This is a genomic window from Streptococcus mitis (assembly GCF_003942995.1).
Classification (GTDB): domain Bacteria; phylum Bacillota; class Bacilli; order Lactobacillales; family Streptococcaceae; genus Streptococcus; species Streptococcus mitis_CV.
Genome location: NZ_RJOH01000013.1, coordinates 27445 through 47364, shown reverse-complemented (window position 1 = coordinate 47364; position 19920 = coordinate 27445). Strand labels below are relative to the sequence as shown.

The following is a 19920-nucleotide window of genomic DNA, read 5'->3' as shown; positions in this document are numbered from 1 at the left end:
GGAGAATAGTAACAATTCTTTCCTTTTTTGACGATTTCTATTCCATAACGATCAATCAATTTAATCATGTACCTAAGATTAGAATTGTTTATCCCAAATTTATTTGAAAGCTTCTCTAAGCTATATCCTTGTTTTCTAAGTTCATAGATCTGAACTTTATCATCATAACTCAATTTCATAATAAAACACCCCAAAAGTTAGATTTTTTCTGTCTAACTTTTGGGGTGCAGTACATAACATGGAGCAACTTTTTTTTTACGATTAGAACAAATCAATACCAGTCTTATTTAATGCATGGCAATGATAAGTGAAGGCGTTTATAAAATTAGAGTAGTATTGCTGATCAATAAATTTTGCGCTTTGAAGATAATTAAATAGATTTTTCGCTAAAGGAATAGCCTCAGGTTTATTCCATCTAAATTGATTGTAAACATGTTCAACTTCTAGGAACATGAGTGGAATAGCTAGATAGCCTCGTTCGAAGGTCTGAAGTGATTTAATTTTTTTAATAATATCATCAGCCTTTTGATAGTAGCCCAATTCAGAGAAGTATTTTGCAGAGAAAGTAAGAGCATTTAAAATACGGATGTAGGTGTCAGTATTAGCACTTTCTTTGTACATAAGTAGTAATTGTTTGGTCATATGGTCAATGAGTTCCATCGGGCAATGATTGACGATAACACGATAAATTTCAAGTTCGATACTATTAAAGACATCCGATTTCATTAAATGCTTGATAATGTTTTGAATTCTGGCAATGGTTTCTGGACTCTTTGATATGGTTGGATAATGTCTTAATTTAATAGATTTAAAAATCATTTCTGCTTGAAGTGGATTGTCTTTTAGATAGACATCAAATAATTTTTCGTATTCTTCAATGTAAGTGAGGATATCTTCTTCATGGACCACATGCTTGCCAAATTCAATAGCAGGTAATTCTAAGCAGTCTCCACCTTTATTTGCATAGGCGAGAACAAAATCATTCCATTCAACTCCGATAACAATTAAAAGTTTGGCAAAGTTTTCAAGTGAAATTCCTTTTTCTCCTTTTTCAAATTGACTTAGGAACTGTGGTGATACGATATCTGAGGCGGCTTCCTTTAGGCTGAGTCCTCGTGCTTCGCGCAGGTACTTAAATGTAGCTCCAAATGGGTATAGATTTTCCATAAATAATCTCCTTACATACTTCTAAGACTATTATACAAAAATTTAGAGAAAAAAATGGAGAAAGAAAACTATAGTTACAAAATATTAGAATTCTATGCTATTTTTTGTTTTTATGAACAAGATTGAAACTATAGTTTAAATAGCGAAAAATTTAAATATCTATTATGGTATGATAAGGGAAAGGATAGGAAATAAAGTGAGNTTGTTATACTAGTACAACAAGGATTGACTTATCACTCAATCCTATTCTATCAGCCATCAAAGGAGAAAATGAAATGGAGAAAATTTAAATGCTCGACGCTAGAAAACTATCATATTTACTTTTAAGGTTATAAGACAATTATCATAAATTTTTTGAAAAATAGAAATATATAAGGAGTTTTATTATGAAAAACAGAAAAATGTTGGCTTCTTCTTTACTAGCCGGTGCTTTATTGTCAGTAGGTTATGTAGCCTCTAAATCGACAACGGTTCATGCCTTAACAGATATGAGTGTCAAGGATACTCAGAATCCCTTGAAAATCACTTTGATACAGACAGGAGAAATAACTATACTTTCGGTTGACCTTCAAAGAAGTTCTACAACTAATGATAATACATATCTTGATTTTGATCTAGTTAATGAAGATACTGGAGAACTTGCTTCTTCACACACTTTTGGAAGATTTGGAGGAAGTAATAGAATAAGACAGGGAATTAATATACTCCCAGTAAAAGATGGGAACTACCATCTAGATATCTACAGTTCAGATGATTTTGGAAAACGTTACTTCGGACGTTCAGAAGTTTTTAAAATCTCTGGATATAAATACTATCCGATTAAGAAGGTAGAGACACCAACAGCTACTGAAACTCCAAAACAATCTACTAACTCTAACTCTAACTCTAACTCAGCTCAGACTGGCTGGTCAGGTTCTTCTTACTACCAAGCAGGTGTTAAAGTAGTGAATCAATGGATTTTTGATGTTCAGTACAATTCTTACTTCTACCTAAATGCGTCAGGTAACTATGTTCAGAATGCTTGGTCAGGCAATTACTACCTCAAATCAGGTGGTTACATGGCTAAGAGTGAGTGGATTTACGATAAAAACTATAGTTCATACTATTATCTAACATCAGAAGGTAGCTATGCCCGTAACACTTGGGTAGGTAGCTATTACCTCAAATCAAATGGTAAAATGGCTAAGAGCGAGTGGGTCTATGATAGCAGCTACCAATCTTATTATTACCTAACTTCTGAGGGTAGCTATGCTCGTAATACATGGATAGGTGACTACTATCTCAAGTCAAATGGTAAGATGGCAGTCAACGAACGGACCCCAGATGGCTACAAAGTAGATGGCTCAGGTAAGTGGGTTAAATAAATTTTTTTGAACTGGGAGAATAGAGAAAATAATGGAAAAACATGAAAACCAAATGAACGAAGAGATAATCGTAGAAAAAGTCGAAGATACTGAAGAAGTGACCGTAGAAAAAGTCGATGAGACTACGGAAAGAATGGAAGAATCAATTAATGAAGTAGTTACAGAGAAGCCTGATAGAGTAGAAGCACTCAAAAAAGAGGCGTCAATTTTTGTAGATAAAGCTGGAAAACAAATCGAAAATCTAGATATGGATGGTTTGATTGAAAAAATTAAAAAATTATTTGAAACAAAACCTCTACAATCTATCGGAATTAGCCTAGCTATCTTTCTTGTTCTGTTCTTTGGAGTTCGTAAATTAACTAGTGATCCATTAGATGGAACTTATGAAATTTTAACAAAACGTGATCATTTAGTCATGGTGATTAAAGGAAATTCTGGGACCGTCATCTCTGAAGATTCAGACGGAGACAAAGAAAAAAGATTAGTGAAAATTGATAAACAAAAGAAAGTATTGACAATCACAGACGATGAAGGTAGAGAAATAGGGAAAACAAAATATATGTTAAAAGATAAAGAACTCTATCTTCAAGAGCCAAATCAAACCTTTAGCAGAGTAAAATAGACTACACATTAACAGCCTAAGCCAGNACCTTAAAAGCTACTGGCTTAGGAAATTGTATAAAAGGAGAATATGAATGAAATTCAAAAAATTAATAACTTTAGCTAGTTTAGTAGGGCTGATTGTTTTTCTTGCGACTACTGTAGTTGCCTGTGGTTCAAAATCTGAAAACACAGAAACTAAAACTGCACAAGTTGAAAAAAACAAAGAAAAAGAAAAAAAAGAAGCGTTAGACAAAGCTAAATCGTATGATAAAAGTCTTAACCTTTCTTACAATGCTATGGAAAAAAAATTGTTGGAAGAAGACTTTTCTGAAGAGGCTATAAAATACGCACTTAATAACGTGGGTATTGATTGGAAGCAAAATGCATTGGAAAAAGCTAAAGAGTATGCTAAAACTCCTCTCGTTTCAAGAAAAGTTATTAAAGAAAAGTTAGACTACGAAGACGGATTTGATGACCCAGAAGTCAACTACGCTATTGATAATGTAGATGTTGATTGGAAAAAAGCTGCAATAGAAAAAGCTAAGGACTATGCTAAAAACAACCACTTATCAAGTTTCAACACCGAGAGTGAGTTACAAAGAGAAAATCGCTTTACACCTGAAGAGGCAAAATACGCAGTAGAAAATGCAGGTATTGATTGGAAGGAAATCGCGCTAGAAAGAGCTAAAGAGTTGAAACAATCTGCGCCAGAACCAGACTTTGCAATTTCCGATACCAGAGATGGACTCCAAAGCGAACAATTTAGGGATGAAGAGGTCAAGTATGCAATGGACAACTTGAAAAAATAAAAAAGAGGTGGCGACCTCTTTTTTATTATTTCTCTTTCACAATTTCACCATCTACTTTATCAAAGCCTATTGCATTTCCTTTAGAAACTTCGGTAATGAGTAAATCTCCAGAAGAAACGACGCTGGAAGTGTATGCAATATATCCGGCATAGTATTTATCGCGAATTTGTCCACTAGTTAGAGATACGTAAGTAAGGTAAGATGGTTTATTTTCATCGTTAACATATAATTTTATCTCTTCTTTTGTAGTGTTATTCCCTGATCCATCTGTTATCGCCTTAGCTTTAACTTTATCGATTTCAAAACTTCTTTTTGATCTTTCTTCAGCTAATTTTCTAACTTCATTGATGTTTTTGCCTACAACTTCATCCATATGAAGCTCTACGGCTGCACCAACAGTCCCTCCGCCTATTTCGTACCCGTTCAGTTTTCCTCCTTTTGTGATATAGACGTAGTTTATTCTTTCATCTTTTCCAGGTAATGCATCATCATTAGAATCGATCACACTATAGAAAACTCTCTCTTGATTGTCGTTCATTAACTGAACGATACCTTTTCCTTTTGTATCCATAGATGATGAACAAGCTGCTAAACTAGCGCTAGCAAGTAGTGCACCTAATAACAACAATCCATTTCTGTTTTTCATAATAAAACTCCTTATATATTTCTATTTTTCAAAAAAATTTATGATAATTGTCTTATAAGCTTAAAAGTAAATAAGATACTTTTTTAGTGTCTAGCATTCAAGTTTTTCCCATGTCATTTTCTCCTTTGATGGCTGATAGAATAGGACTGTGTGGTAAGTCAATCCTCGTTATACTAGTATAACAAGCTCACTTTTTTATCTATTCTTTCTCCTATCATACCATAATAGATATTTAAATTTTTCAACATTTAAACTATAGTTTAAATGTTTTTTAAAAAATCCAAAAATAGCATAGAATTCTAATATTTTGTAACTATAGTTTTCTTTTCTCTATTTTTTTTCTAAATTTTTGTCTAATAGTTTTAGAAGTATGTAAGGAGATTATTTATGGAAAATCTATACCCATTTGGAGCTACATTTAAGTACCTGCGTGAAGCACGAGGGCTCAGCCTAAAGGAAGCTGCCTCAGATATTGTATCACCACAGTTCCTAAGTCAATTTGAAAAAGGAGACAAAGGAATATCACTTGAAAACTTTGCTAAATTGTTAATTGTCATAGGAGCTTTAGAAAATTTCAAAGCTGATAATATGAAGGAACTTGTAAATTTATATGATGATACAAAATATAAAGAATTACAGTTGAACTATCAGAAAGAAATGCTACAGTTACAAAGGGAACAATATATTGATACTAAGAAAATGCTTCAAGCATTAAGATACAACAATTATGTTCAAACTTTACAATTACAGCAGTTAGACGGAATCCGTAGAAATACAGAAGAAGCAGTTGATTATTTGAGAAATTTACGTGTTCAAGAAAATCATTATCATACGCATAACCATTATCATCAAAATAATATTTATTAATTTATATAGGTGACATTAAAATTAGAGATAATATGAAGAAAATTATAAACATGATGACCTGTCTGGGTTTATTTTGCGGCTTGTTTTCACTAGTGAATTCAGCCCAAGCTGACAGTACTGACTACAACCAACTATTGCCACAAATTACTACAAAGTGGGAGAGTAAACAGCTATTTGAAAATAATGCTAATAGACTTGGTTACGCTTTGAAGGATATTGATAGAAATGGGACTGATGAATTATTAATTGGTCTTACTAATGGTGAAAAATGGGAACTGTTTGAAGTATATTATATGAATGGTAATACTCCAACTCCCTTATTTGATAGATTTTGGGATACAAGCCATAGAATGGGGACAGTTATTAATACCTACACAGATGGCAGTATTATAGTGTTCGAAAGTTCTCTAGGGATTATGTCATATAGATTGTTCCAACTTTCTAAAGAAAATAAGGAGCCAACGTTAATTAAAAAAGGTGAATTTAGAGCAGGAGAAGGTGACTTAGATGAATTAAACCTTGACTCTAAAACAAAGATAGACACCTCAACTATTGAATATACTTCTCTAAATCTCCCGATTATTGGAGATAATATGGATCCTAATCCCCCTATGCCCAAGTCCCTTGTCGATGCCAAAATTGGAGATGAAATTCCTTTGCCATCTGAGTTAGTAGGTATTTGGATTAACAAAGAGCCAAATAATGGTACTAAACCTGGTAGAGCTTCATCGCTTATTTTAGGAGAGGACGGAAGCTTCACTGGAACCTTTAAAGATGGAGATATTAGAGGGAAGTTATCTCGTCTTAAAAAAGTGAGTGAGAATGGATTTATTGTCTCAAAAGAGGATCAGGAGGAGCAAGCGTTTGCTTTTAGTGTTGGTTTAGGTGGAGGATTGCCTCCTGGTGAGCGAATTGATTTAGGAATGGTATTGGAGGGACGGACTTTATATTCTGTATCATGGCAAGTCAAAGAAGGAGCAGAAGACTACTCTAAACCGACTAAACAAGTAGCCTTTGTAAATCCAAATTATGGTCCTAAGAAAATCGAGAAAAAAGCAGAACAAGAAGTAGCGAAACAAGGCGACACAGTGGCAGAATCAACTCAAGACAGTAGTGAGAAGACACAGCCAGAGCAAACGTTATTTGAAAATATTCCAGTATTTGGACTGGTTGTGGGAGCTGGACTTGTCCTCGTTTTAATACTCTNTATATTTTGGTTTAAAAAATAAGATTTTTTAAAAAACTTTTGATTTGCTACTGGAGAAAAAACCTCAAGAACTAGGGTTGAAAGCTAGTTCTTGAGGTTTTTAAGTTATTCGATTTAGAGTGATTCTCAACTATCAAACTGGACTTCTTCTAGTAGATAGTCGATAAAGCGTTCGCCCATCTTAGACAGGCTGGTTTTTTCATGCTGGATATAGACCAGCTCAATTGGATCATCAATATCCAGTGGGATAGAAACGATATTGTCTCCGTTGAGGTTGCTGTTCAAAATACCTGTCGCAATGGTATAACCATCCAAACCAATCAAGAGATTAAAGAGGGTAGCACGGTCGCTGACTACGATAGATTTTTTGTGGTATTCCTGCGAGAGAATCTCTTCTGAAAAGTAGAAGGAGTTATGAGTTCCTTGATCATAGCTGAGGTAAGGGAAGTTCTCCAAATCAGACAGTTTGACCTTGTCTTTCTTTGCCAGAGGGTTGGTCTTGCTGACAAAGATATGGGGCTGAGCTGTAAAGAGATGATGAGCCAGCAGGTGGTTGTCATCCAGCATTTTGGTTAAAACATCACGGTTGTAGCTGTTAAAAAATAGGACACCGACCTCACTACGGAAGTTCTTGACGTCGTCGATAATTTCCCAAGTACGAGTTTCACGAAGAAAGAGCTCATATTTCTCCATATCGCTTTTCTTGAGCAGAGAGACAAAGGCATTGACTACAAAGGCATAGTGCTGGGAGGAGACGCTAAAGAGTTCGCGGTGGGCGACAGGATTTTTATAGCGTTCTTCCAGAAGCTGGGTTTGCTCGACAACTTGACGGGCATAAGAGAGGAACTCCATCCCATCACGGGTCAAGGTGATACCCTTTGGATTGCGGATAAAGATTTCAATCCCCATTTCATTTTCCAAATCTCTCACAGCATTGGAAAGACTTGGTTGGGTGATAAAGAGTTGCTTGGCTGCCTCATTCATGGAGCCAGTTTCGACGATTTTGATAATATAATGTAATTGTTGAATTCTCATGTTTTTATTGTACCACACTTGCGTCAGAATCGCCAAAGAAGATAGGAAAATCAGGGGCATTGTGTGATTCTCTTCTTGAAAAAAACACAAAATTTTGCTAGAATGAGTCTTATGAAAACATTCTATGATGTGCAGCAATTCCTCAAACGATTTGGTATTATTGTTTACATGGGAAAACGCTTATATGATATTGAACTGATGAAGTTGGAGCTCTCTCGAATTTACGATGCAGGGTTGATGGACAAATTAGACTATCTAGAAGCAGAAGCGGTTCTTCGCAGAGAGCACAAGGTAGAATTGGATTATATTGAGAAAAATGGAGAAAAGAACTAATGGTTACTTGGATTTTGTGGGCACTTATACTGGCAATGTTGGCATGGATGGGCTTTAACTATCTTCGTATTCGCCGTGCGGCTAAAATTGTGGACAATGAGGAATTTGAAGCCTTGATTCGTACGGGTCAATTGATTGATTTGCGCGACCCAGCTGAATTCCACAGAAAACATATTCTTGGAGCACGTAATATTCCTTCAAGTCAGTTGAAGACTAGTCTTGCAGCCCTTCGTAAAGATAAACCTGTTCTTCTTTACGAAAACCAACGTGCGCAACGTGTCACAAATGCAGCCCTTTACTTGAAAAAACAAGGTTTTTCTGAGATTTATATCCTTTCTTATGGTTTGGATTCTTGGAAAGGGAAAGTCAAAGTTGAGAAATAAGAAAACGAGCTTGGATATTTCCGAGCTCATTTTTTAACCACTTTTTCTGAGAAAGTTACAAATACTTGCTAACTCTTCTGAGTTTAAGGGACGATAGTCTCCTTCTTGAAGATTATCATCCAAGTTCCAAGGTCCAAAATGGGTGCGTTTGAGAGAGACAACCTTGACACCAACTGAGAGGAACATTTTTTTAACCTGATGAAATTTTCCTTCTGAAATGGTGATAGAGGCTTGACTGTAGGAAGGACTTGCAGATAGAATCTCTAGTCTTGCAGGTTTACAGACAGTGCCATCTAAAAAGACAATTCCTTTTTGAAAGGCTTGAATATGGTCAGGTGTTAGAAGTCCATTAACCTCAACCTGATAAGTCTTATCGACATGATATTGGGGATGGAGGAGCTGAAAGCCCAAGGGACCGTTATCGGTCAAGAGGAGGAGCCCTGTCGTATCTCGGTCCAGTCGGCCGACGGCATAGAGCTTGTCAGACTGGATGTCAGGTGAAAGGAGATCCATGACGGTTTGGAGTTCCTTGTCTTTATTGGCTGTCACGACAGCAGCAGGCTTATGAAGCATAAGATAGGTGTGTTCATAGCCTTGAATGATACGGTCCTGAAAAAGGAGTTCCTGTAGTCCTGTATCGATATTTTGGGCTAGGGAGCGGGCTGGGCAACCATCGACGAGAATTTCCCCTTTGAGTAAGGCTTGTTTCATGGCCTTTCGGCTAACTGTTTCTTGGGCTAATAAATTATCTAAACGCATACTGTGCCTATCTTATCATAAGTCGCTTGCTTTGAAAAGGCTTGACATGAAAAGAAAAGCAGAGTGAAAACATTTACACTTGCTTGAGTTATGTTATTTACTTGAAAATATGGTATAATCGTTCAGTTAGAAAATAAATTTTGAATACTATAGAGGAAATCATGACAAAATTAAGAGAAGATATCCGTAACATTGCGATTATCGCCCACGTTGACCACGGGAAAACAACCCTCGTTGACGAATTATTGAAACAATCAGAAACGCTTGATGCACGTACTGAATTGGCTGAGCGTGCTATGGACTCAAACGATATCGAAAAAGAGCGTGGAATTACTATCCTTGCTAAAAATACAGCCGTTGCCTACAACGGAACTCGTATCAACATCATGGACACACCAGGACACGCGGACTTCGGTGGAGAAGTTGAGCGTATCATGAAAATGGTTGACGGTGTTGTTTTGGTTGTAGATGCCTACGAAGGAACCATGCCACAAACTCGTTTCGTATTGAAAAAAGCCTTGGAACAAGATCTTGTCCCAATCGTGGTTGTTAACAAAATCGATAAACCATCAGCTCGTCCAGCAGAAGTAGTGGACGAAGTCTTGGAGCTTTTCATCGAGCTTGGTGCAGATGACGACCAGCTTGACTTCCCAGTTGTGTATGCTTCAGCGATCAACGGAACTTCTTCATTGTCGGATGATCCAGCTGACCAAGAAGCGACTATGGCACCAATCTTTGACACAATTATCGACCATATCCCAGCTCCAGTAGATAACTCAGATGAGCCTTTGCAGTTCCAAGTGTCACTTTTGGATTACAACGACTTCGTTGGACGTATCGGTATCGGTCGTGTCTTCCGTGGTACTGTTAAGGTTGGGGACCAAGTTACCCTTTCTAAACTTGATGGTACAACTAAAAACTTCCGTGTTACAAAACTCTTCGGTTTCTTTGGTTTGGAACGTCGTGAAATCCAAGAAGCAAAAGCAGGTGACTTGATTGCCGTTTCAGGTATGGAAGATATCTTTGTCGGGGAAACCATTACTCCGACAGACGCAGTTGAAGCTCTTCCAATCCTACACATCGATGAGCCAACTCTTCAAATGACTTTCTTGGTCAACAACTCACCATTTGCTGGTAAAGAAGGTAAATGGGTGACTTCTCGTAAGGTGGAAGAACGTTTGCAGGCAGAATTGCAAACAGACGTTTCCCTTCGTGTTGACCCAACGGATTCACCAGATAAATGGACTGTTTCAGGACGTGGAGAATTGCACTTGTCAATCCTTATCGAAACAATGCGCCGTGAGGGATATGAACTTCAAGTATCTCGTCCAGAAGTTATCGTAAAAGAAATCGATGGTGTCAAATGTGAGCCATTTGAGCGTGTTCAAATCGATACTCCAGAAGAATACCAAGGATCTGTTATCCAAAGCCTTTCTGAACGTAAGGGTGAAATGTTGGATATGATTTCAACTGGTAATGGTCAAACTCGTTTGGTCTTCCTTGTTCCAGCGCGTGGTTTGATTGGATATTCAACTGAGTTCTTGTCAATGACTCGTGGTTACGGTATCATGAACCATACCTTCGATCAATACTTGCCATTGATTCCAGGTGAAATTGGTGGTCGTCACCGTGGTGCCCTTGTTTCTATCGATGCTGGTAAGGCCACAACTTACTCAATTATGTCTATCGAAGAACGTGGAACAATCTTTGTCAACCCAGGTACTGAGGTTTACGAAGGAATGATCATCGGTGAAAACTCTCGTGAAAACGACTTGACAGTTAACATCACTAAGGCGAAACAAATGACTAACGTTCGTTCAGCTACTAAGGACCAAACAGCTGTTATCAAGACACCTCGTATCTTGACCCTTGAAGAGTCTCTTGAATTCTTGAACGACGATGAGTACATGGAAGTAACGCCTGAGTCTATCCGTTTGCGTAAACAAATCCTTAACAAGGCAGAGCGTGAGAAAGCTAACAAGAAGAAAAAATCAGCTGAATAAGAGCTAGAAAGAGATAAAGATGGTTTATTTAATCATAGGACTCCTCTTATTACTACTCTATGTATTTGCGACACCAGAAAGCATTAAAGGGACAGTCAACATCGTCCTTGTCGTCTTTGCTTTCGTAGCACTTTTGATTTTGCTCATGTTGTCTATCCTGCAAATCTTTCAGCTACCGACAGAATTCTTTATTGCAATCGCCATGCTCTTCCTAGCATACTTTAGCTTGCGAGATATTACCCTCATGTCGGTCCATAAAAGTAAAAGAAGATAAAAAGAGAGTTTTGGCTCTCTTTTTTTGTAGAAATTTTACAATAGTTTGAATTGTCTTTTAGTCAACATCATCTCTTTTGCTTGTAAAGTATGAAGATGAAAACTGGAATAAAATCCGCTAATGTCATCTATTTTTTAGGAAATTGTAAAACTTCATTACTAATGATATCTTGGTAAAATATGTTGATAGATTATATAGAAAGTGATATACTTAAGTTATAAGAAATCGCTTTCAAAATAAGGAAGGATTAAATTTGTTGTCTTGGTTCTCAGGGTGTAATGGATTAAACTAGGAAAATAATTCTAAGAATTTATAAAACATAAAATCTTTGTTCTATAGGGTTATTCTCTTATACAAGGAGTCTACTATGAAGAAACTATTCATATTATTATCAACTTTTTTTCTCAGCTTCTTCCTTGCTTGGATTATTGTCTTACGTGCGCCACAATATTTATTTGCAAGCTATGATTCCGTTTCCTTACTTCGTGTCAAAAAAGATACTCAGGAACCGACGCGTGAGGTATTTGAAAAGGAATTAGAGAATTTTGTAAACTCAGAACAGAGTTTAATAGCTAGAAGAATCGTAGAGCCGAGTAAGGATGGGACGACTCACTTTACTTATGCAACTTATGGTCAGGGAACTTTACCAAAAGAATTCCAAGAAGCTAGCCAAGAAAGTCGTGAACGTAGTGATCCGCTAAATAGTTATCTCCTTTTGTCAGGCTCCTTGACGAAAGAAAAGCTTGCCGATAAATTAGGAGATTTGGGTTATAAAGCAATTCCTGACCGAAAGACACCGCCCTATTCTCTTGCTTTTAGAATGTTACTAATTCCCCTTATTTTAATTAGTTTAGCAATATTTGGCTTATCTTTCTTTGCTCTAGTGATTATCACTCGGATTAAGGAAATGAGAGCTGCAGGTATAAAACTCTTTTCTGGTCAGACTCTCTTATCCATCATGGGGCATTCTTTATCTACTGATATCAAATGGCTCCTTCTATCAGCCCTCCTTTCCTTCCTAGGTGGGGGAGTCGTTCTTTTTAGTCAAGGTTTGTTTTATCCTATCTTGTTAGCCACCTATGGTTTTGGGATTAGTTTCTATCTTTTGTTTTTATTGGGTATTTCAATTTTACTAATGCTCCTTTATCTAATGAGTTTGAGTTACAAAGCATTAGTTCCCGTTATTAAGGGAAGATTACCCCTTAAACGCCTGATGGCTTTAACCCTATTGTGTCAGTTAGTAGCTGTTTTTACAGTAGGCTACGCTGTTAAAACAGGTTTGACGTCTTACCAACGATTGAAAGAACTTGAAATTTCAAAACAAGCATGGCAGGACAGAGCAGACTATTATCAAATTTCTTTTGGCTTAGGTGATAGAGTAAATGATACAGAAAATCAGAGCAAGTGGTATGCCTTTGCCAAGGAAGCAATCGAAGAAGAACAAGCTCTTTATGTAAAGGATAATCTGTTTCATTTTGCCAATCCACAAGGAAAAAATGAACAGGGAGAGACACTGGATACCTATAGCCCAGATGCTAATACGCTCTATGTTAGTCCAAGTTATTTGGACAAGGAAAAGGTCGTAGTAGATGATGAGACTAAACAGAAGTTAGCCCATCTCCAAAAAGGGGAATTTGGACTCTTATTACCAGAATCTCTTCGTTCACAGGAAGCAGAACTTAAGAAAGTTTTTGAAGAAAGTTTAAACTCTTATGGACAATCAAGTGAGGATAAAGACGCTCCTTTAGAGTATGAAATGAGAGCGATTGTTAGTTATCTTCCAACTGGAGAAAAGCGGTTTGTTTATAACAACGGTGAGAATCCCGTATCCACTCAGTATTTGACTGATCCGATTTTAGTTGTATTTACGCCGACTTCTACAGGTGATAGTATCATTTCCAAATCTAGTTGGTCTATCAATGCTGGTAAGAATATCTTTGTCAAAGGATATGAAGATGGGATTAAACTCTTGAAAAATGCAGGAATTTATGAGCAAGTATCCTATCTTAAAGAAGGAAGAAGTGTTTATCTAACTCGTTATAATGAAGTTCAAACTGAAACAGCAACTTTAATCTTAGGAGCTATTGTTGGGATAGCTAGTTCCTTGTTACTCTTTTATTCTGTCAATCTTCTATATTTCGAGCAATTCCGTCGAGATATCTTGATTAAACGAATTTCAGGTTTACGATTTTTTGAAACACATGCTCAGTATATGGTTAGCCAATTTGCCAGTTTTGTATTTGGTGCTAGTCTCTTTATTTTAAGCAGTCGAGACTTGGTGATTGGCTTGCTCACTTTATTAGTCTTTCTAGCTAGCGCAGTTTTGACGCTTTACCGTCAAGCTAATAAAGAATCTCGTGTTTCTATGACAATTATGAAAGGAAAATAGGATGATTGAACTAAAGAATATATCTAAAAAATTTGGAAGCCGTCAGCTATTTTCAGATACGAATCTTCATCTTGAAGGTGGGAAAATTTATGCCTTAATCGGTACAAGTGGCTGCGGTAAGACAACACTCTTGAATATGATTGGACGATTAGAGCCATATGACAAAGGGCAAATCATCTATGATGGTACTTCTCTTAAGGATATCAAGCCTTCTGTTTTCTTTAGAGATTACTTAGGATACCTATTTCAAGATTTTGGCTTAATTGAAAGTCAAACCGTCAAAGAGAATCTCAATCTGGGTTTAGTTGGTAAAAAGTTGAAAGAAAAAGAGAAAATCTCTTTGATGAAACAAGCTCTAAACCGTGTAAACCTCTCTTATTTGGATTTGAAGCAACCTATCTTTGAATTATCAGGAGGAGAAGCACAACGTGTTGCATTAGCGAAGATAATTTTAAAGGATCCACCTTTGATTCTAGCAGATGAACCAACCGCTTCACTAGACCCCAAAAACTCTGAGGAATTACTTTCCATCCTAGAATCTTTAAAAAATCCGAATCGAACTATTATTATTGCGACCCACAATCCTCTGATTTGGGAACAAGTGGACCAAGTTATTCGAGTTACCGATTTATCACATAGATGATATGGCAAGATTCAGTTAGAAGAAAGAGTCACAAACACACTTTGTGGCTTTTTTATTTCCATAAAAATGGTAAAATAGTAAGAGTAGAAATGGAGTTCGAGACATGAAAGTAATAGATCAATTTAAAAATAAGAAAGTCCTTGTTTTAGGTTTAGCCAAGTCTGGTGAATCTGCAGCTCGTTTGTTGGACAAGCTAGGTGCTATTGTAACGGTAAATGATGGGAAACCTTTTGAGGACAATCCAGCTGCGCAAAGTTTGCTGGAAGAAGGGATCAAGGTTATCACAGGTGGCCATCCTTTGGAACTTTTGGATGAAGAGTTTGCCCTTATGGTGAAAAATCCAGGTATCCCCTACAGCAATCCTATGATTGAAAAGGCTTTGGCAAAGGGTATTCCAGTCTTGACTGAAGTGGAATTGGCTTACTTGATTTCAGAAGCGCCAATTATCGGTATCACAGGTTCAAATGGAAAAACAACCACAACGACCATGATTGGGGAGGTTTTGACTGCTGCTGGCCAACATGGTCTCTTATCAGGGAATATCGGCTATCCAGCTAGTCAAGTGGCCCAAACTGCGACAGACAAGGACACTCTTGTTATGGAACTTTCTTCTTTCCAACTCATGGGTGTTCAAGAATTCCATCCTGAGATTGCGGTTATTACTAACCTCATGCCAACTCATATCGACTACCACGGTTCTTTTGAGGAATATGTAGCAGCCAAGTGGAATATCCAGAACAAGATGACAGTGGCTGATTTCCTTGTCTTGAACTTTAACCAAGACTTGGCAAAAGAATTGGCAAGAAAAACACAAGCTACAGTTGTACCATTCTCAACACAGGAAAAGGTTGATGGAGCTTATTTGGAAGATGGTCAGCTCTACTTCCGTGGGGAAGTGGTCATGGCAGCGAATGAAATCGGAGTTCCAGGTAGCCACAATGTGGAAAATGCCCTTGCGACGATTGCTGTAGCTAAGCTTCGTGGTGTAGATAACCAGATCATCAAAGAAACTCTTTCAGCCTTTGGTGGTGTCAAACACCGTCTCCAATTTGTGGATGAAATCAAGGGTGTCAAATTCTATAATGATAGCAAGTCAACCAATATCTTGGCTACTCAAAAAGCCTTATCAGGATTTGACAACAGCAAGGTCGTCTTGATTGCAGGTGGTTTGGACCGTGGTAATGAGTTTGACGAATTGGTTCCAGACATTACTGGACTCAAGAAGATGGTCATCCTGGGTCAGTCTGCCGAACGTGTTAAACGGGCAGCAGACAAGGCAGGTGTGGCTTATGTGGATGCGACTGATATTGCAGATGCGACCCGCAAGGCTTACGAGCTTGCGACTCAAGGAGACGTGGTTCTTCTCAGTCCAGCAAATGCCAGCTGGGATATGTATGCTAACTTTGAAGTACGTGGCGACCTCTTTATCGGCACAGTAGCGGAGTTAAAGGAATAATATGAAAAAAATTGTCTTTACAGGTGGGGGGACGGTTGGACACGTTACTCTCAACCTTTTGTTAATGCCCAAGTTTATCGAAGATGGCTGGGAAGTTCACTATATTGGGGACAAGCGTGGGATTGAACACCAAGAAATCCTCAAGTCGGGTCTTGATGTCACCTTCCATTCTATTGCGACTGGGAAATTGCGTCGCTATTTCTCTTGGCAAAATATGCTGGATGTCTTCAAAGTTGGTTGGGGAATTGTCCAATCGCTCTTTATCATGTTACGACTTCGTCCACAGGCTCTTTTTTCAAAGGGTGGCTTTGTCTCAGTACCACCTGTTATCGCTGCGCGTGTGTCAGGAGTGCCTGTCTTTATTCACGAATCGGACCTGTCTATGGGCTTGGCCAATAAAATCGCCTATAAATTTGCGACTAAGATGTATTCAACCTTTGAGCAAGCTTCAAGTTTGTCTAAGGTCGAGCATGTGGGAGCAGTGACCAAGGTTTCAGACCAAAAAACTCCAGAACCAGATGAATTGGTAGATATTCAAACCCACTTTAATCCCCAATTGCCAACTATATTGTTTGTCGGTGGTTCTGCGGGCGCTCGTGTCTTTAACCAATTGGTGACAGACCATAAGAAAGAATTGACAGAACGCTACAATATTATCAATCTAACTGGAGATTCTAGCCTGAACGAGTTGAGCCAAAATCTTTTTCGTGTCGACTATGTGACCAATCTCTATCAACCCTTGATGGAATTGGCTGATATTGTTGTGACACGTGGTGGTGCCAATACGATTTTTGAGCTCTTGGCCATGGCAAAATTGCATGTTATTGTGCCACTTGGTCGTGAAGCAAGTCGTGGTGACCAGATTGAAAATGCAGCTTACTTTGTAAAAAAAGGCTATGCAGAAGAGCTTCAAGAAAGCGATTTGACCTTGGACAGTTTAGAAGAGAAGCTTTCTCACTTACTAAGTCACAAGGAAGACTATCAAGCTAAGATGAAGGCTTCAAAGGAATTGAAATCTCTAGCAGATTTTTATCAATTGTTGAAAAAAGATTTATCATAAGGAAAGTAAATGTCAAAAGATAAGAAAAAAGAGGGCAAAGAAATCCTCGAAGAATTTAAAGAGTTATCAGAATGGCAGAAACGAAATCAGGAATATCTAAAAAAGAAGGCTGAAGAAGAGGCGGCCTTAGCTGAGGAGAAGGAAAAGGAAAGACAAGCTCGAATGGCTTCGAAATCTGAAAAGTCAGATGCAACTGAGGACCAAGAGAGTGAATCTGAACCAAAAGACCCAAAATCAGCTAAGGAAGATGCGAAAGAAGAAGCAGAAGAGTCAGAAGACGTCAAAAAAGAAGTACCCAAAGAAGAACCAAAATCCAAAGAGCCAAAGAAACAGAATAAACAGGATAAAAAAATAGAGAAAAAGCCTGTAAAGGAAAAACCGGTCAAACCGAAAATTCCAGGAGTTCATATCTGGCGGGCTATCTCGATTTTGTTTCTCAGTCTGCTTTTATTGGTTGTCTCTGCTTATTTGCTCAGTCCTTATGCGACCATGAAGGATATTCGTGTTGAGGGAACAGTGCAAACTACAGCTGATGATATTCGACAGGCTTCAGGCATTCAGGATTCAGATTATACGATTAACCTTCTGCTAGACAAGGCAAAATATGAAGAGCAGATCAAGTCTAACTATTGGGTTGAATCAGCTCAGCTTGTCTATCAATTTCCAACCAAGTTTACTATCAAGGTCAAGGAATATGATATTGTAGCCTACTATGTTTCTGGAGAAAGTCATTATCCAATCCTTTCAAGTGGTCAGCTTGAGACCAGTTCGGTGAGCTTGGTGAGTCTGCCAGAAACTTATATATCAGTTTTCTTTAATGACAGCGAACAAATCAAGACCTTTACCTCAGAACTTTCTCAAATTAGTCCAGAACTCAAGTCTGCTATCCAAAAGGTGGAACTGGCCCCAAGCAAGGTCACATCAGATTTAATTCGATTGACTATGAATGATTCGGACGAAGTCTTGGTTCCCCTTTCTGAAATGAGTAAGAAATTGCCTTATTACAGTAAGATTAAGCCTCAATTGTCAGAACCAAGTGTGGTCGACATGGAAGCTGGAATTTACAGTTATACTGTGGCGGATAAATTAATTATGGAGGCTGAGGAAAAAGCCAAACAAGAGGCTAAGGAAGCTGAGAAGAAACAAAAAGAGGAAGAGAAGAAAAGACTGGAAGAACAGCAGAATAAACTAGAAGAGGAAAGGAAAAAGCTGGAAGAAGAGGGCAATCAAAACCAAACGACCCGACGTTCATCGCGCCGCTAGGTTTTACCTCTTCTCTCCTAGTTCTTTAGTGACCATGTTTTTACTTGACAAGTGCTAGTAGAAATAATAGAATAGTAAAAAACCTTTAAAGCAGTCCAGAGAGGCAGCTAAGGTTAGACGGTGAAAGGGTGGAGACTACCCATTTTTCGTGGAACCTTGCTGTTGGCAGGTTCCTTTTTTCGTGGCTTCTTGTGGCCAGACTCTCTCACTAGCAAAGGTAAAAGGAGAAACCTATGCGAGAACATCGTCCAGTCATTGCTCTTGATTTTCCTAGTTTTGAGGCGGTCAAGGAATTTTTAGCTCTTTTTCCAGAGGAAGAAAGCCTTTATCTAAAGGTAGGGATGGAGCTTTATTATGCAACGGGGCCTGAGATTGTGTCTTACTTGAAATCCCTAGGTCACAGTGTCTTTTTGGATCTCAAGTTGCATGACATTCCCAATACAGTCAAGTCAGCCATGAAGGTCTTGTCTCAGCTTGGTGTGGATATGACCAATGTTCATGCGGCTGGTGGTGTAGAGATGATGAAGGCTGCGCGTGAAGGTCTTGGAAGTCAAGCAAAATTGATAGCTGTCACTCAGCTCACATCAACCTCAGAAGCTCAGATGAAGGATTTTCAAAATATCCAAACCAGCCTGCAAGAGTCTGTGATTCATTATGCTAAGAAGACAGCTGAAGCTGGCTTGGATGGTGTCGTTTGCTCGGCTCAGGAAGTGCAACTCATCAAGCAGGCCACCAATCCAGATTTTATCTGTCTGACACCGGGCATTCGTCCTGCAGGTGCTGCAGTAGGAGATCAAAAACGCGTCATGACGCCAGCGGATGCTTATCAAATCGGTAGTGACTATATCGTAGTGGGACGTCCCATTACCCAAGCTAAGGATCCTGTTGCAGCTTATCATGCCATCAAGGATGAATGGACACAGGACTAGAATTAAAGAAATAGATTAGAAAAACAAAAGGAGAAGACCATGACACTTGCTAAAGATATCGCTAGCCACCTCTTGAAAATTCAAGCCGTTTACCTCAAACCAGAGGAGCCTTTCACTTGGGCATCTGGTATCAAGTCACCCATTTACACTGATAATCGTGTGACACTAGCCTATCCAGAAACTCGTACCCTAATTGAAAATGGCTTTGTGGATGCTATCAAAGAAGCCTTTCCGGAGGTTGAGGTGATTGCAGGAACTGCGACAGCAGGGATTCCTCACGGAGCTATTATTGCTGATAAGATGAACTTGCCATTTGCCTACATCCGTAGCAAACCAAAAGACCACGGTGCTGGTAATCAAATCGAAGGTCGGGTAGATCAAGGTCAAAAAATGGTAGTGGTTGAAGATCTTATTTCAACAGGTGGTTCTGTTCTCGAGGCCGTGGCAGCAGCCAAGCGAGAAGGAGCAGATGTGCTTGGAGTTGTAGCGATTTTCAGCTACCAATTGCCAAAAGCAGATAAGAACTTCTCAGATGCCGGTGTTAAGCTGGTAACACTTTCTAACTACAGTGAATTGATTCACCTAGCCCAAGAAGAAGGCTATATCACACCAGAAGGGCTCGACCTTCTAAAACGATTTAAAGAAGACCAAGAAAATTGGCAAAATGCCTAAAACATAGAAAATCAGGTAGTCACTAGGATTACCTGATTTCTTTTTGTGATGTTATTGG

19 protein-coding genes and 1 pseudogene are annotated in these 19920 nt (G+C 38.3%); 15 read left to right on the top strand and 5 right to left on the bottom strand.

The genetic code is table 11. The annotated features are described in order from the left end of the window. Window positions 1-179, bottom strand: a pseudogene (locus D8836_RS08105) (IS3-like element ISSpn11 family transposase); the annotation flags it as partial. Window positions 180-261: 82 nt separating this feature from the next. Continuing rightward, window positions 262-1167, bottom strand: a complete 906-nt coding sequence (locus tag D8836_RS08100; RefSeq protein WP_049502386.1) for a helix-turn-helix domain-containing protein — start codon at window positions 1165-1167, stop codon at window positions 262-264. Between the two features lie 386 nt (window positions 1168-1553). Here D8836_RS08100 and D8836_RS08095 point away from each other — a divergent pair, with 386 nt between their 5' ends. From D8836_RS08095 to D8836_RS08085, 3 genes are all read left to right on the top strand, one after another. Further along, complete coding sequence (locus D8836_RS08095) at window positions 1554-2531, top strand: PspC-like choline-binding domain-containing protein (protein WP_125393668.1); 978 nt, start codon at window positions 1554-1556, stop codon at window positions 2529-2531. Window positions 2532-2562: 31 nt separating this feature from the next. After that, window positions 2563-3153 (top strand): hypothetical protein, encoded by a 591-nt coding sequence (locus tag D8836_RS11405; RefSeq protein ID WP_225306539.1) that lies wholly within the window; start codon window positions 2563-2565, stop codon window positions 3151-3153. A 73-nt stretch (window positions 3154-3226) separates the two neighbouring features. Then, entirely contained in the window at window positions 3227-3943 is a 717-nt protein-coding gene (locus tag D8836_RS08085; protein WP_024056544.1) for an Ltp family lipoprotein, read from the top strand. A 25-nt stretch (window positions 3944-3968) separates the two neighbouring features. Here D8836_RS08085 and D8836_RS08080 read toward each other — a convergent pair whose 3' ends face one another. Continuing rightward, a complete protein-coding gene (locus D8836_RS08080) occupies window positions 3969-4589 on the bottom strand; it encodes a hypothetical protein (protein ID WP_125393667.1) in 621 nt (206 codons plus the stop codon). A gap of 387 nt (window positions 4590-4976) precedes the next feature. On the opposite strand from D8836_RS08080, the gene D8836_RS11565 reads away from it, so the two are divergent. Beyond that, window positions 4977-5456: a helix-turn-helix domain-containing protein gene (locus D8836_RS11565; RefSeq protein ID WP_033686609.1), complete on the top strand. Its 480-nt coding sequence runs from the start codon at window positions 4977-4979 to the stop codon at window positions 5454-5456. 1333 nt (window positions 5457-6789) lie between these two features. Here the strand turns inward: D8836_RS11565 and D8836_RS08065 are convergent. Beyond that, a complete protein-coding gene (locus tag D8836_RS08065; RefSeq protein WP_001222582.1) occupies window positions 6790-7698 on the bottom strand; it encodes a LysR family transcriptional regulator in 909 nt (302 codons plus the stop codon). A gap of 63 nt (window positions 7699-7761) precedes the next feature. Between D8836_RS08065 and D8836_RS08060 the strand changes: the two genes are divergently transcribed. Together D8836_RS08060 and D8836_RS08055 are read left to right on the top strand one after the other, a co-directional pair. Next, entirely contained in the window at window positions 7762-8031 is a 270-nt protein-coding gene (locus D8836_RS08060) for a YqgQ family protein (protein ID WP_020901947.1), read from the top strand. Further along, window positions 8031-8414, top strand: coding sequence for a rhodanese-like domain-containing protein (locus tag D8836_RS08055; RefSeq protein ID WP_000259257.1), 384 nt, complete (start codon window positions 8031-8033; stop codon window positions 8412-8414). The genes D8836_RS08060 and D8836_RS08055 overlap by 1 nt, the downstream gene beginning before the upstream one ends. 33 nt (window positions 8415-8447) lie before the next feature. Here D8836_RS08055 and D8836_RS08050 read toward each other — a convergent pair whose 3' ends face one another. Beyond that, entirely contained in the window at window positions 8448-9173 is a 726-nt protein-coding gene (locus D8836_RS08050) for a 16S rRNA pseudouridine(516) synthase (protein ID WP_125393665.1), read from the bottom strand. A 161-nt stretch (window positions 9174-9334) separates the two neighbouring features. On the opposite strand from D8836_RS08050, the gene typA reads away from it, so the two are divergent. From typA to pyrE, 9 genes are all read left to right on the top strand, one after another. Beyond that, window positions 9335-11176 (top strand): translational GTPase TypA, encoded by a 1842-nt coding sequence (gene typA, locus D8836_RS08045; protein ID WP_000164111.1) that lies wholly within the window; start codon window positions 9335-9337, stop codon window positions 11174-11176. A 19-nt stretch (window positions 11177-11195) separates the two neighbouring features. Further along, entirely contained in the window at window positions 11196-11450 is a 255-nt protein-coding gene (locus D8836_RS08040) for a DUF3165 family protein (protein WP_125393664.1), read from the top strand. 367 nt (window positions 11451-11817) lie between these two features. Continuing rightward, on the top strand, window positions 11818-13839 hold the full coding sequence (locus D8836_RS08035) for a bacteriocin-associated integral membrane family protein (RefSeq protein WP_125393663.1): 2022 nt from the start codon (window positions 11818-11820) through the stop codon (window positions 13837-13839). A gap of 1 nt (window position 13840) precedes the next feature. Beyond that, window positions 13841-14482 (top strand): ABC transporter ATP-binding protein, encoded by a 642-nt coding sequence (locus D8836_RS08030; protein ID WP_033679988.1) that lies wholly within the window; start codon window positions 13841-13843, stop codon window positions 14480-14482. Between the two features lie 103 nt (window positions 14483-14585). Continuing rightward, a complete protein-coding gene (murD, locus tag D8836_RS08025; RefSeq protein WP_125393662.1) occupies window positions 14586-15938 on the top strand; it encodes a UDP-N-acetylmuramoyl-L-alanine--D-glutamate ligase in 1353 nt (450 codons plus the stop codon). Window position 15939: 1 nt separating this feature from the next. Further along, window positions 15940-16998, top strand: a complete 1059-nt coding sequence (locus tag D8836_RS08020; RefSeq protein ID WP_125393661.1) for a UDP-N-acetylglucosamine--N-acetylmuramyl-(pentapeptide) pyrophosphoryl-undecaprenol N-acetylglucosamine transferase — start codon at window positions 15940-15942, stop codon at window positions 16996-16998. A 9-nt stretch (window positions 16999-17007) separates the two neighbouring features. Next, window positions 17008-18261, top strand: coding sequence for a cell division protein FtsQ/DivIB (locus D8836_RS08015; protein WP_125393660.1), 1254 nt, complete (start codon window positions 17008-17010; stop codon window positions 18259-18261). Window positions 18262-18494: 233 nt separating this feature from the next. Next, on the top strand, window positions 18495-19190 hold the full coding sequence (gene pyrF, locus D8836_RS08010; protein ID WP_125393659.1) for an orotidine-5'-phosphate decarboxylase: 696 nt from the start codon (window positions 18495-18497) through the stop codon (window positions 19188-19190). A gap of 39 nt (window positions 19191-19229) precedes the next feature. Then, window positions 19230-19862, top strand: coding sequence for an orotate phosphoribosyltransferase (gene pyrE, locus D8836_RS08005; protein WP_033687217.1), 633 nt, complete (start codon window positions 19230-19232; stop codon window positions 19860-19862). The last annotated feature ends 58 nt before the right edge of the window (window positions 19863-19920 follow it).

What these genes read in the sequence shown, in the direction of transcription:
- typA (WP_000164111.1), top strand. Translation starts at nt 9,335, where the DNA reads ATGACAAAATTAAGAGAAGATATCCGTAACATTGCGATTATCGCCCAC.
- D8836_RS08035 (WP_125393663.1), top strand. Translation starts at nt 11,818, where the DNA reads ATGAAGAAACTATTCATATTATTATCAACTTTTTTTCTCAGCTTCTTC.
- D8836_RS08015 (WP_125393660.1), top strand. Translation starts at nt 17,008, where the DNA reads ATGTCAAAAGATAAGAAAAAAGAGGGCAAAGAAATCCTCGAAGAATTT.
- D8836_RS08030 (WP_033679988.1), top strand. Translation starts at nt 13,841, where the DNA reads ATGATTGAACTAAAGAATATATCTAAAAAATTTGGAAGCCGTCAGCTA.
- D8836_RS08050 (WP_125393665.1), bottom strand. Translation starts at nt 9,173, where the DNA reads ATGCGTTTAGATAATTTATTAGCCCAAGAAACAGTTAGCCGAAAGGCC.
- pyrF (WP_125393659.1), top strand. Translation starts at nt 18,495, where the DNA reads ATGCGAGAACATCGTCCAGTCATTGCTCTTGATTTTCCTAGTTTTGAG.
- D8836_RS08020 (WP_125393661.1), top strand. Translation starts at nt 15,940, where the DNA reads ATGAAAAAAATTGTCTTTACAGGTGGGGGGACGGTTGGACACGTTACT.
- D8836_RS08095 (WP_125393668.1), top strand. Translation starts at nt 1,554, where the DNA reads ATGAAAAACAGAAAAATGTTGGCTTCTTCTTTACTAGCCGGTGCTTTA.
- D8836_RS08065 (WP_001222582.1), bottom strand. Translation starts at nt 7,698, where the DNA reads ATGAGAATTCAACAATTACATTATATTATCAAAATCGTCGAAACTGGC.
- D8836_RS08055 (WP_000259257.1), top strand. Translation starts at nt 8,031, where the DNA reads ATGGTTACTTGGATTTTGTGGGCACTTATACTGGCAATGTTGGCATGG.
- murD (WP_125393662.1), top strand. Translation starts at nt 14,586, where the DNA reads ATGAAAGTAATAGATCAATTTAAAAATAAGAAAGTCCTTGTTTTAGGT.
- D8836_RS11565 (WP_033686609.1), top strand. Translation starts at nt 4,977, where the DNA reads ATGGAAAATCTATACCCATTTGGAGCTACATTTAAGTACCTGCGTGAA.
- D8836_RS11405 (WP_225306539.1), top strand. Translation starts at nt 2,563, where the DNA reads ATGGAAAAACATGAAAACCAAATGAACGAAGAGATAATCGTAGAAAAA.
- D8836_RS08040 (WP_125393664.1), top strand. Translation starts at nt 11,196, where the DNA reads ATGGTTTATTTAATCATAGGACTCCTCTTATTACTACTCTATGTATTT.
- D8836_RS08085 (WP_024056544.1), top strand. Translation starts at nt 3,227, where the DNA reads ATGAAATTCAAAAAATTAATAACTTTAGCTAGTTTAGTAGGGCTGATT.
- D8836_RS08100 (WP_049502386.1), bottom strand. Translation starts at nt 1,167, where the DNA reads ATGGAAAATCTATACCCATTTGGAGCTACATTTAAGTACCTGCGCGAA.
- pyrE (WP_033687217.1), top strand. Translation starts at nt 19,230, where the DNA reads ATGACACTTGCTAAAGATATCGCTAGCCACCTCTTGAAAATTCAAGCC.
- D8836_RS08080 (WP_125393667.1), bottom strand. Translation starts at nt 4,589, where the DNA reads ATGAAAAACAGAAATGGATTGTTGTTATTAGGTGCACTACTTGCTAGC.